This is a genomic window from Thermomicrobium sp. (assembly GCF_053493975.1).
The window spans coordinates 1-11,773 of record NZ_JBRBZA010000061.1; the positions used below are offsets into that span (position 1 = coordinate 1).

At 63.0% G+C, this 11,773-nt stretch carries 10 protein-coding genes and 2 tRNA genes; 4 read left to right on the top strand and 8 right to left on the bottom strand.

What is annotated here, in order from left to right; translation table 11 throughout:
• The 5 genes from ACWIVK_RS10250 to ACWIVK_RS10270 form a co-directional block, all read right to left on the bottom strand.
• Nucleotides 1-139 (bottom strand): GTP-binding protein (locus ACWIVK_RS10250; protein WP_448575474.1); only part of this gene is annotated, 139 nt, incomplete at its 3' end.
• A 92-nt stretch (nt 140-231) separates the two neighbouring features.
• A tRNA-Tyr gene (locus tag ACWIVK_RS10255) sits at nt 232-312 on the bottom strand.
• Between the two features lie 17 nt (nt 313-329).
• Nucleotides 330-402, bottom strand: a tRNA-Thr gene (locus tag ACWIVK_RS10260).
• A gap of 30 nt (nt 403-432) precedes the next feature.
• Nucleotides 433-1,770, bottom strand: a complete 1,338-nt coding sequence (locus ACWIVK_RS10265) for a ComEC/Rec2 family competence protein (RefSeq protein WP_448576584.1) — start codon at nt 1,768-1,770, stop codon at nt 433-435.
• On the bottom strand, nt 1,767-2,366 hold the full coding sequence (locus tag ACWIVK_RS10270) for a helix-hairpin-helix domain-containing protein (RefSeq protein WP_448576585.1): 600 nt from the start codon (nt 2,364-2,366) through the stop codon (nt 1,767-1,769). Before ACWIVK_RS10270 ends, ACWIVK_RS10265 begins: the two co-directional genes overlap by 4 nt.
• Before the next feature lie 35 nt (nt 2,367-2,401).
• Here ACWIVK_RS10270 and mfd point away from each other — a divergent pair, with 35 nt between their 5' ends.
• A complete protein-coding gene (mfd, locus tag ACWIVK_RS10275; protein ID WP_448576586.1) occupies nt 2,402-5,950 on the top strand; it encodes a transcription-repair coupling factor in 3,549 nt (1,182 codons plus the stop codon).
• A 5-nt stretch (nt 5,951-5,955) separates the two neighbouring features.
• Here mfd and ACWIVK_RS10280 read toward each other — a convergent pair whose 3' ends face one another.
• The 3 genes from ACWIVK_RS10280 to ACWIVK_RS10290 are packed head-to-tail and all read right to left on the bottom strand — an operon-like array spanning nt 5,956 to nt 9,133.
• Nucleotides 5,956-6,180, bottom strand: a complete 225-nt coding sequence (locus ACWIVK_RS10280) for a hypothetical protein (RefSeq protein ID WP_448576587.1) — start codon at nt 6,178-6,180, stop codon at nt 5,956-5,958.
• Nucleotides 6,181-6,189: 9 nt separating this feature from the next.
• Nucleotides 6,190-8,568 carry an endonuclease MutS2 gene (locus tag ACWIVK_RS10285; RefSeq protein WP_448576588.1) on the bottom strand — a complete coding sequence of 793 codons (2,379 nt, stop codon included), beginning with the start codon at nt 8,566-8,568 and terminating at the stop codon, nt 6,190-6,192.
• A complete protein-coding gene (locus tag ACWIVK_RS10290; RefSeq protein ID WP_448576589.1) occupies nt 8,561-9,133 on the bottom strand; it encodes a hypothetical protein in 573 nt (190 codons plus the stop codon). The genes ACWIVK_RS10285 and ACWIVK_RS10290 overlap by 8 nt, the downstream gene beginning before the upstream one ends.
• A 101-nt stretch (nt 9,134-9,234) precedes the next feature.
• On the opposite strand from ACWIVK_RS10290, the gene lexA reads away from it, so the two are divergent.
• From lexA to ACWIVK_RS10305, 3 genes are all read left to right on the top strand, one after another.
• Nucleotides 9,235-9,879, top strand: a complete 645-nt coding sequence (lexA, locus tag ACWIVK_RS10295; RefSeq protein ID WP_448576590.1) for a transcriptional repressor LexA — start codon at nt 9,235-9,237, stop codon at nt 9,877-9,879.
• A 319-nt stretch (nt 9,880-10,198) separates the two neighbouring features.
• Nucleotides 10,199-10,870 (top strand): DUF4013 domain-containing protein, encoded by a 672-nt coding sequence (locus ACWIVK_RS10300; RefSeq protein WP_448576591.1) that lies wholly within the window; start codon nt 10,199-10,201, stop codon nt 10,868-10,870.
• Between the two features lie 149 nt (nt 10,871-11,019).
• On the top strand, nt 11,020-11,733 hold the full coding sequence (locus tag ACWIVK_RS10305) for a DUF4013 domain-containing protein (RefSeq protein WP_448576592.1): 714 nt from the start codon (nt 11,020-11,022) through the stop codon (nt 11,731-11,733).
• Nucleotides 11,734-11,773: the final 40 nt, after the last annotated feature.

The following is an 11,773-nucleotide window of genomic DNA, read 5'->3' on the forward strand; positions in this document are numbered from 1 at the left end:
ACGGCTTGAAGTTCGCCCACCCCTTGAAGCTCAATACCTTCGTGATCGCCGCCGTCAACGTCGTCTTCCCATGATCTACATGCCCAATCGTCCCCACATTGACGTGCGGCTTCGTCCGCTCAAACCGCGGCTTGCTCATCGACGGTCCTCCTCGATCACTTTACAGATCTCCACACCAAAGAGCCCACGTGCCTCACCCGTGGGCCCATTCGCGCCATCCGCGCCTTCCGGTGGGGGGAGAGGGATTCGAACCCCCGCAGCTTTCGCACCTAGTTTACAGCCAGGCCCCTTTGGCCACTCGGGCATCCCCCCGCGCCTGGTACTGGTAGAGCCGATGGTGGGACTCGAACCCACAACCCGCGGTTTACAAAACCGCTGCTCTGCCCATTGAGCTACACCGGCCTGCGCACCGCGCCAGCACCAGCCGCAATTCTACGGCGCCCTCGCTCGCCTGTCAATCCAAGCCAGCGTGCCCGCTCCCGCCAACGCGTAGACCCACCCGATCCACTCGATGGGTGGCGGCATGCTCTTTCCAGCCCCACTCGGCAACCGCCCGGCAATGTCGCCGACCAGGACGATCCAGTATCCCAGGATCCATGCCGGCACCCCGAACGCACTCGCCAACCAGGGCATCACGCCACCGAGGAGAGCGATCAATCCAGCAGCCAAGAGCCACGGAACGACCGGTTCGACCAGCAAGTTGGCCATCGGTGCCACGAGCGAGTAGGTTCCGAAGCGAGCCAGGAGCAACGGCGTCACCGCCGCATGGACGACCACCGGCAGCAGGATGAGTTCTCCCCATCTTCGTCCAGCGACGAGCAACCGTCCGACGCTCAGTGCAGCCGTCGCCAGTGCGGAGAGCTGAAATGCCAGCGACCCCAGCAGCTCCGGTCGAACGATGAGGACGAGGACGACTGCCCAACCGAGCGTATTCAGCGGCTCGCCGGGCCACCCACGCCAGCGAGCGAGCACATACAAGCTCGCCATGGCTGCTGCCCGGATGACGGGTGGCTCCAGACCGGTCAGCGCAGCGTACCCCCATACCAGAACCAAAATCGCCAGCGACCGGATCCATCTCCGCGCACGCAGCGCCGACAGCAGTCCATCGGCGAAAGCCGTCACGACGGCAACGTTCCACCCACTCACCGCAGTCAAGTGGGAAAGTCCCGCCTCGCGCAGCGTCTGCCGCGTTCGCCGCGACAAGCCGCGGTCGTCCCCGGTCAGGATACCGAGTGCGAGCGAGCCGCTCGGCTCCGGAACAGCGCGTAGTACCGTCGCGCGCACCCAAGTCCGTACGGACTGCAGAACTCCCTCGGGCTGACCGCGTTGGACATCCGCCACCGCAACGCGGTAGATCCCAGCGACGGGAATTCCGGCCAGGCGTGTCCGGTCGACTCGGTACTCGCCACGCCACGCGATCCGCTCACCGGTCAGGAGTTCCAATCGACCGTCGACCTGGAGTCCGACCAGTCGGCCGTCGTCGCGCAACGCGACCAGTCGCTGCAGAGGAGAAGTGTCGTCGATCCAGAGTATCTTCCCTTGTCCTTGCACCACTCGATCGCTCGCAGGCGCCCATGCAGCGTACCGTGCCGCCCCGAGAGCGAATCCCAGCACGATCAGCAAACTGGTCACCAGGAGCCGACGCTCATCGCAGGCGAAGCCCCAGGCGATCGCGACGCTCGCGGCAACGATACCGAGAGCAGGCAGCACACCGACTGTTGCTCCCGCCGCTCCGATCACGAAACCGAACGCGACCCACGCGCCTGTCACTCGGTCGTTCCCACCGTGATCAGCGCAGCCCACTCGTCGACCATGCGCGGCGAGATACCGGGAACCTCAGCGAGTTGCTCGGGACGCTGGAAGGGTCCGTTCGTTTCACGGTAGCTGACGATGCGCTGAGCCAGGATCGGCCCGACCCCCGGCAGTCGTTGCAGATCCTCGACTGTGGCTCGATTGATATCGATCGGCTGTTCGGTTGAAACACTCGGCTCCGTTGGCGGAGCAGCTGTACCGCCTCGAGCGTGACCGAGATCCGGACTCGCCCGAACCGGCACGACCACCATCTGTCCATCTTGGAGACGCGCTGCCATTTGGACGCGTGCTAAATCCGCTTCGGGAAGCGGCCCGGCCTGCTCCACGACCTCCGCCACCCGCCCCTCGCTTCCCACCGTGTAGAGCCCAGGCCGAGCGACCGCCCCCGTCACATAAACGACGATCGCCGTCGGGCTCGCCAACGGCTCTACGCGGAGCACCAGATCCGGTTCGCGCTGCATGATCAGCTGCGCCAGTCCGAGGCCGACCACGACCCCCACGACGAGACCCAACCCAAATGCTCGCCGACTCGTGAACCATCGTGTCTGCGTCATGATCCTGCTCTTCCGGCATGGTATGGTTGCACAAGATGCGTCGAATACCCCGCCCGGTGACCGGGATCGGGGCGTATGGTATTGTCGTGTATCCAACGACTATTGGCCAGATGACCATCGAGCGTCTCACGAACGCACTCGTCTCTGCCCGGACGATCCGCACGGTTGCCAGCCGGTTGGCGAGCGGGCAGTCGCTCGTTGCCGAGGTACTCCCAGTCGCCGCGCGCCCAGCCGTTCTGGCGGCCCTGGCTAGCACCTTGGACACACCGCTCCTCGTCGTCGTACCGCGTCAAGCCCACGCAGACGAACTCGCTGATGCCGTCGGCCAGCTTCTCCCCGAGATCCCCGTCGAAATTTGGCGAGCCCCCGATACGCTCCCGTACGACGTCTTTGCACAGGATCGAGCGAGCGCCGCTGATCGAAGCTGGTTCCTTCAGCGGTTGGCTGAGCCGTCCCCAGGTCTCTTCATCGCACCGGCCCGCGGACTGCTCCAGTTGCTTCCGCCGAAACAATCTCTCAGGCCATGCCCGCTCACGCTACAGGTCGGCCAAAAGATCGGACTGCAAGCCGTTCTCGACTATCTGGCCGATTCCGGGTATGCGCCAGTGCCGCTCGTCCAACAGCCTGGATCCTTCAGTCGCCGGGGCGGCATCGTCGATGTGTGGCCGCCCGGGAGCGACCTGGCTGTACGGATCGAGTTTTTTGGCGACGAAATCGACTCGATCCGGCGCTTCGAGCCGACCACTCAGCGCTCGGTCGATCGCCTCCCTTCCATCATGTTCTTGCCACTCAGTGAAGCACCTCTCCCGCAGTTGCAGGCAGCAGCGGGAAAACTGCGGCGACTCGATACCGCGTCACTCCGTCCCGAAGTACAGGAAGAATGGGAACGACTCTGCCAGCAGATCGAACGCGGGGAACTGGTACCACTGCCGGAAGTCGCCCTTCCTTTTGTCTTCCCGGAAGCATCCTCTCTCCTCGATCGCTTTCCTCGATCGTTCCCAGTGGTCGTCGTCGACCCGGGAGCGGTTCGTCTGACGATCGATCAACTAAGCCAGCAAGCGGAAGAACTCCGTGAAACCAGCGAACTCAGCGGAGAACTGCCTCGAGGACTTCCTCGTCCGTATCATCCTGCCGACCACGTTTGGACTGCGCTGCAAGCTCACCCCATTCTCTGGCTAGGTACGGTCGAGCAGGGAAACACCGCGAACGACGACATACCATCCGATCTCGGTTTTACGACGGACATACCCACTCTTGCTGGACGGCTCGACACACTGCCTGCAGCGCTCGCCCCCTTCCTCGCTGAGGGCTACGCCGTCACGCTGGTGACCGAGCAAGCCGATCGCGTGGCGCACCTTCTGAGCGAAAATTCCCGGTACGAGGAGACAGCGAATATCGCAGCACTGACGATCGTGCGCGGGCGTCTTCCCGGTGGCTGGCGACATCGCGAAGCACGCGTGATCCTCTTGACCGATCGCGAGCTGTTCGGTTTGCGGCGGTTGCCTCGCCCGCGCGGTCGCCGTCGCTTTGAGGTGACGAGCGATCTTCTCAGCAGGCTCGTTCCCGGAGCATACGTCGTTCACGTCGATCACGGAATCGCACGCTACGGGGGTCTCGTCCATCTCACGATCAATGGTGTGCACCGCGAGTACCTCTTGCTCGAATACGCCGAAAACGATCGCCTCTATCTCCCCGTCGACCAGCTCGATCGGATCACGCTCTACGAGAGCCCCGACGGCGAGCCGAAACTGACGCGCCTCGGCTCGCCGGAGTGGTCACGCGTCAAGCGACGTGTCCGCGAGGCAGTCCGCGAACTCGCCTTCGAACTGCTGCAGCTCTATGCAGCGCGCGAAGCCGCTCCCGGTATTGCCTTCGGCCCCGACACCCAATGGGATCGCGAACTCGAGGAAAGTTTTCCCTACGAGGAAACCCCCGATCAATGGCGCGCCATCCAGGAAGTCAAGGCCGACATGGAGCGACCTCGACCGATGGATCGCCTCTTGTGCGGAGACGTCGGTTTCGGCAAAACTGAGGTCGCACTGCGCGCCGCCTTCAAGGCGGTCAATAACGGGTATCAAGTCGCTATCCTCGTACCGACGACTGTTCTCGCGCTTCAGCACTACAACACGTTCCGCGAGCGACTCGCTCCGTATCCCGTGCGCATCGAGATGCTCTCGCGCCTGCGCAGCAAGCGCGAACAACGAGCGATCATCGAGGGACTTCGCACTGGTACCATCGACATCGTGATCGGTACCCACCGATTGCTCCAGCGTGACGTCGCATTCAAACAACTCGGCCTCGTCATCATCGACGAGGAGCATCGCTTCGGGGTCGCGCACAAGGAGCACTTCAAGCGACTCCGCACCAACGTCGATGTCCTGACCATGACCGCCACGCCGATCCCCCGCACCCTCTATCTCGCGCTCTCAGGGGTGCGTGATCTCTCGGTCATCGCCACCCCCCCGGTCGACCGCACGCCGGTCCGCACCTTCGTGACGCCGGCACGGGATTCCGTCATCCGAGAAGCGATTCTCCGCGAACTGGCACGAGGCGGTCAGGTCTACATCGTTCACAACCGCGTTCACTCGATTCTGGATTTCGCTCAACGTTTGAGAGGCTTGGTTCCCGAGGCTCGTTTCGCGGTCGCACACGGACAAATGCCGGAACAGGAACTGGAGCGCATCATCATCGACTTCATCGAGCGGAAATACGACGTGCTCGTCTGTACCGCCATCATCGAATCGGGCGTCGACATTCCCTCCGTGAACACCATCATCATCGACCAGGCCCAGCAACTCGGTCTCACCCAGCTCTACCAACTGCGCGGGCGCGTGGGGCGAAGCCATCAGCGAGCCTATGCCTATCTCTTGTACGATGACCGGCGTCCACTGTCAGCGGAGGCACGGGCACGCCTGGAGGCGATACAAGAAGCAACGGAACTCGGGGCCGGATTCCAGATCGCGCTCCGCGACCTCGAGATCCGCGGCGCTGGTAACATTCTGGGTCCAGAGCAGAGCGGTCATATCGCAGCAGTTGGCCTCGAGCTCTATACCCAGCTCCTTGCGCGTGCGGTCCAAGAACTCCGCGAAGGTCGGCCGATCGATGAGGCGCCGAGCGTGACCATCGACTTGCCGATCGAAGCGACCATCCCCACCGAGTATTGCGGGGACGAAGCGATCCGCATGCGCTTGTACCAGCGTTTCGCTGAGATCCGGACTGATGACCAGCTCGAGGATCTCGTGTCGGAAATTCGCGATCGCTTCGGGCCGCTCCCGGACTCGGTCCAGCGGCTAGTCGACCTCGCCAAGCTCCGGCTGTGGGCGAATCGGCTCGGGCTCGCCTCGCTCATCGAACGTGACGGCGAACTCTTCATTCGACCAGTCGTCGGTACTCGTCTCGATCAAGAAGAACTCCGTCGACAAGTCGGCTCCGGTGTCTACGTGACCCCGCATCAGGTCCGGCTCGTCATCGCACGCCTCGCCGTGCCGCTCTGGGACGCGGTCACCAGTGTGCTGCGCGAGATCGAGCGTCGGCGGGCGACGGTTCTCTTGACGTCCCCCCATGCGGCCCTGACCACGTCGTGAAGACTTCATTCCTCGGCCAGCGACGCCAGAATCTCCTTGGCGCGCTCGGCGTCGCACCGGCGCACGAACAGTGCCCGATCGGCAACGAACGGTGACCAATACGCGTAGCCCAAACCCAATACCTTCACGAGTACCGGTATTCCCTCTTCCTCGAGGGCACCCTGCCAGAGAGCCGCAACGATCTCGTTGGGAGCCACTGCCACTTGCACGAGTTCATCGTCCGCTGTCACGTTACGTTCCTACACCTCGAGATAGACCACCGTGACTCCGTGACCACCTTCGTGAGGACCTGCGAGTTCCCATCTCTTCACCAATGGATGATCCCGGAGGAAGGTATGAATCGCTTGTCGCAGGGTCCCAGTTCCCTTACCATGGACGACCCGTACCCAAGGCAGGCCTGCTCGCACAGCTCGATCCAGGTAGCGGTCGAGTCGGTCTAGTGCTTCTTCCACATGCAGACCACGGAGATGGATCTCCGGCTCCACGCGTGGGATGGTCGTAATGGAAATCGGTGGTGCAAAGGTTTGACCGACCTCCTCCCGCCGAGGCCCGATGCGGCGGACGCTCGCTTGCGGTTGACGCACGCGGAACTGGCCGATACGGACCTCGACCTCCTCGCTCTCGGGATCGATCGCCACGACATCTCCCTCGAGCCCCAGCGCTGTCAACTCCACGCGGTCACCGACTGCGATCTCCGGACCTCTCTCTTGCCTCGACCGTCGCCCGCTCGCCTGTACCCGGCGTTTGACCTCCTCGAGGGCTCGTAGACTGTCCTGGGTGACTTCGATCGGGGGATAAGCAGGCGACCGTGTCGCTCGTTCGATCTTGCGGACGAGTTCACGCGCCCGAGCGAGTTCCGTCTCCAACTCCCGCAGGACCTCCTGGCGCGCCTCCCGGCGTTCTCGTTCCGCCTCGGCGAGCAGGCGCTCGGCGGCTGCCCGCAGCTGCTCGGCCTCGCGCCTGGAACGCTCCGCCTCCGCTGCCAGCAACTCGGCTTGTTCCAAACGACGTTGCATGTCCGCGATCAAGCGATCGAGTTGTGGGGTACCGCTACCGAGGAGTTCACCGGCCCTCGCGATCACGCCCTCCGGCAATCCTAGGCGACGAGCGACTTCCAGTGCATGCGACCGGCCGGGGAGGCCGATCAGTAAGCGGTAGGTTGGGCTGAGCGTGACCGGATCGAACTCGACGCTCGCGTTCTCGAGCCCTGGAGTCCCGGTCGCGAAAACCTTGAGTTCCGGATAATGGGTCGTCACGATACCGAGGACACCGATCTCGAGGAGACGCTCCAGAATCGCCCGCGCGAGTGCTGCTCCCTCCTGTGGATCGGTACCCGCTGCGATTTCGTCGAGGAGCACGAGGCTGGACGCATCCGCCTGCCGGAGCGTCGCGACGATACGACGCATGTGAGACGAAAAGGTGGAGAGATTCTGCTCGATACTTTGCTCGTCCCCGATGTCGACGAAGATCGCCGGGAAGACGCTCAGACCACTCCCTGGGGCGGCGGGTATGAAGAGCCCTGCCTGCGCCATCAATGCCAGCAACCCGACCGTCTTCAGGGCCACCGTTTTTCCGCCCGTGTTCGGCCCAGTAATGACCAAAATCCGGAAGCGCTCTCCCAGTTCCACATCGATCGGCACGGCAGTTCGTGGATCCAAGAGCGGATGACGAGCTTTTCGCAAGCGCACGCGCAGGAACGGATGTCCTCCCGGAGCGGTCGGTCCAGACGGCTCGAGCAACTCTGGTTCCACCGCATCGAGGTCGAACGCCAAACGCGCTTTGGCCAGAGCGAGATCGAGCGCCGCACCCGCCTCCACGATTTGCAACAGCTCACGAGCTGCATCGGCGACCCGTTGGGTCAAGACGCGCAAAATGCGCTCGATTTCATGAGTCTCTGCAGCTTGGAGTTCCCGCCACCGGTTATTGAGTTCCAGAGCCTCGAACGGTTCGATGAAGAGCGTCTGGCCGCTGCCCGAGACATCGTGGGTGATACCGGGAATCGCTTGGCGCCGGTCAGCCCTGACCGGAATCACGTACCGCCCGTCGCGGATCGTGACATACGCATCTTGGATAGCGTCCTGTCGCTCCGCGAGCAGTCGTCGCAATCGTTCCAGAAGCCGCTCGTGCGCCTCTTTGAGGGAACGCCGTATCGCCGCAAGTTCCGGTGAAGCCGTGTCGAGCACCTCCCCGCGCGGGCCGATGCTCCGCGCTAAGTCAGCGCGCAATCCAGGAAGGTCGACCATCGCGAGCACGAACTCGGCCAACGCGGGATACCGCTCGCTCCATCGGTCGTCCGCCATGAACTGGCGCCGCAACGAGGCTGCGGCCTCGAGCGTGTCGAGAACCGTTCGCAAGTCCGCCGGTGCCAGGATGGTGCCCCTTTGCGCCGCCTGCACGACCGACCGGAGGTCGCGGAATCCACCGATAGTGAAGCTCGGTCGCTCGTTCAACAGACGCGCCGCCTCTCGCGTCACGCGGAGGAGATAGGCCACTTGCTCCCGGTCGGCAGTCGGTGCAATCTCGTGAGCCCGCTCGCGCGCAACCGAGTACTGACAGCGCGCCGCGAGGAGTTCACGAATCTTGTCGAACTCCAGGAGACGAAGCAGTTCACTAGCCATCGTGTTCTCGCGTCCCTTTCAAGATGGTCGGTGGATCACCGGGAAGCCAATCGAGAGCGACCCGCTCGATCGCGGGTTGTGCATCGCGTGTAAGCGGCATCAGTCGCGAGCGCACCACTTCCTGGCGCAACCGGATCCCCACGCGATCAGCGGGTAACTGATCGATCGTGTTCGTGATGATATTCGCGACGGTCGCGAGCACCACGCTCGTTACCAGCAAGGCGACGACCGAGCGAAGAACGAGCAACGCCGGTCCTCCACCGCTCCCGAACCAGCGGCGCGTCGCCACCGGTGCGAGACGCCAGGACCAGATGTTGCCGAGTACCCCGAGCACGACGATCACCGCGACCACCAGCACCAGGGCGACGAACTCGCTCGCCCAGCGGGATATCCCGGGAACGATGCCACGGAATGCAGCAGCGAGCGGTGCCACGAAGAGGCCCGCCGCAGCGAGGACAACGAACCATGCAACCAGCACGAGCAGGCCGCGACCAACACCAGCCAGAAAGATCGCAGTGTAAAGCGCTACGAAGAGCAGCACGATCAGGAGATCTGCGATCGCCATGATGACCCTCGACCGCTCGACCATCCGGCTCTTGACACGAACGGATGTTCGCACCTATACTGGCACTGATGGTCGGGCCTGAGAGAGAGCGACGGAGGCGAATGGGCAAGCGACTCACCAAACGGCAACAGGAAATCCTCGAGTTCATTCGTCATTTCGTGGACGAACGCGGCTATCCGCCGACGGTGCGCGAGATCCAAGCGGGACTCGGCATCTCGTCCACTAGTGTCGTCGATTATAACCTGAATGTGCTCGAGTATCTCCGCCTCATTCGTCGCAATCGAAACATTTCGCGCGGCATCGAGCTGCTCGATCGCCGGCTCGGTCGCCACGACACGATCGTTCGCGTCCCGCTCGTCGGCACCATCGCCGCGGGTCAGCCGCTGCCCGTCCTGGAGCCGATAGAAGTCGATGGCGCTGCCGAATACGTGGAACTGGGTAGCCAACTCGTCGGGTATCCAGTGCGTGATCTGTTCGCCCTGCGCGTCAAGGGGCAATCGATGATCGACGCGCTGATCGATGATGGAGACATCGTCGTGTTGCGTCGGCAAGCCACCGCCGAGAACGGGGATACTGTTGCCGCGTGGCTGCGACGCGAACAGGAGACGACGCTCAAGCGCTTCTACCGCGAAGGCAATCTCGTGCGGTTGCAGCCAGCCAATGCTTCCCTCCAACCGATCTATACGACGATCGATAACGTCGAAATCCAGGGAAAGTTGCTGTTGGTCATCCGGCGCTTGGACTGAAGTACCCGCGCGCGGATCCAGCCTGTCCAGCTTGCGCGTCTCTCACGAGCACCGACGGTAGGCCCCCGAGATCGAAATGCCAGCTGACGTCGCAAAAGCGGTCGTACCGCGATGGCGATGAGCCGAGCCATCCCAGCCCGGCGAGATATGGTTCCTGATCGACCATTCGGCAAAGCCTCTGGGCGAGTTCGAGCGAGTACCCAGCCGAAAACCAGTCATCATTCCGATTGACGCTCACTCGCGGAGTCCCTACACTGGCATCGTGCCGTCAACGTGAGCGAACGCGATCGACGGCTGCGAGTCGGGAAGGGGCAGGTGCATGGATATCGGGCTGGCCTTCAGCTACGTTTTTCGTGATCCTCAGTGGGTCAAGAAAGCATTGATCGCCCTCGTCATGCTCATCATCCCCATCATCGGCTGGCTGATCTTGTACGGCTACGTTCTCACGATCGCACGTCGAGTGGCCCTCGGAACCGAGCCGAGCTTGCCGGAGTGGGACGACTTCGGCGCGTTCCTCTCGCTCGGCTTCCGCGGTATCGTAGTCGGTGTCGTTTGGTCGCTCCCTGCTTGGGTCATTTCCGTTTGCCAAGCGATCGTCGGCGCCCTGCCAACTGGTCAACAACAGGACGATGCGCTCTCAGCGGCTTCTCTCGCCGCGCTGTGCCTCGGATGTCTCTCCTTACTCGTCAGTGCTGCCATCAACTACCTTCTGCCCTTGCCGCTCACGCGCCTCGCCGTGACGAACCGATTGGCAGGCGCGTTCGCGATCGGCGAGATCTTCCGCGAGCTCCAGCGAGTGCCCACCGATCTCTTGATCGTTTTCGTTCTCTCGTTGGTTCTCGGCTTCCTCGCCCTTTTCGGGATTCTGCTCTGTATCGTCGGCATTCTGGCAACGCTGCTGTATGCGTTCTTGGTGCAGGCTCATCTTTGGGGACAGGTGCGCCGCCGGCTTTCGGAGGGGGATGTGTCTGCCGCAGTCGCGACCACCTGACACACCAGCGGATCGCGTGACTGCAGCGGTCGAGGACGAGCAACGCCGACTCTGCAACCATTCGTCGTGAACCATGAGAACTGTCACGCGCCGCTTTGCATGGACACGGTTGAATCATTCGCCGATCACTGCACTCGTGCGAGGGTGACGTGGATCTCGTTCGTGCCTTGAGCGCTCCATTTCGGGACGATGACTGGCCAGAGAAACTGGTGATCGCAGCCCTGCTTCTGCTGCTCCCGCTCATCGGTCCGCTTCTCGTGCTCGGGTGGGCCTTGCACTACGCCCGTGAAGTCGCCGAGCAGCGCGAGCGAGCGCTCCCCACGTGGCGGAACTGGAGCGAGCACCTGACGCTCGGTCTCTTGGGCGCTGTCGTGAGTATCGCCTGGTTTCTCCCCACTCTCGCGGTGCTCGCCCTCAGCGCTCTCGCTCTGCTACCCGCCTTGCTCGGTGACGAACGGTTCCGCATCATCTCGCTGGCACTTTCCCTCGCCGGGCTCTCGTGCTTGGCCCTCCCACTCGCCATGCTCACGACGATCGTCTTGCCTGTCCCGCTCGGACGTTTGGCTACTACGAACCAGTTATCCACAGCGCTTTCAGTGGTGGGCGCACTGCAGGAGGCTCGGCAGGTTCTTCCCAGCCTCTTCGTGACGTGGGTTGTCCTCCTGCTCCACAGCCTCGGCCAAGCCGTCCTCGTCAGCATCGCGTCACAGTTCGCGCTTTTCCTTTGTTTGCCTGGCATCGCTGCTTCGGTCATCCTGGCGACCGGACTCCAGGCACACCAGTATCTCGTGCTGGGCCATTTGACCGGCCAGATCCGCTATCGACTCGAGCATCCCGGCGAAGGTGCTCCGGGCGTAGCGTAGGGGAGATATACGGGTCTATCCTGCACGACGCAACAGGGCA

Coding starts and splice junctions, on each gene's coding strand:
- lexA (WP_448576590.1), top strand. CDS start 9,235: ATGGGCAAGCGACTCACCAAACGGCAACAGGAAATCCTCGAGTTCATT.
- mfd (WP_448576586.1), top strand. CDS start 2,402: ATGCGTCGAATACCCCGCCCGGTGACCGGGATCGGGGCGTATGGTATT.
- ACWIVK_RS10300 (WP_448576591.1), top strand. CDS start 10,199: ATGGATATCGGGCTGGCCTTCAGCTACGTTTTTCGTGATCCTCAGTGG.
- ACWIVK_RS10290 (WP_448576589.1), bottom strand. CDS start 9,133: ATGGCGATCGCAGATCTCCTGATCGTGCTGCTCTTCGTAGCGCTTTAC.
- ACWIVK_RS10285 (WP_448576588.1), bottom strand. CDS start 8,568: ATGGCTAGTGAACTGCTTCGTCTCCTGGAGTTCGACAAGATTCGTGAA.
- ACWIVK_RS10270 (WP_448576585.1), bottom strand. CDS start 2,366: ATGACGCAGACACGATGGTTCACGAGTCGGCGAGCATTTGGGTTGGGT.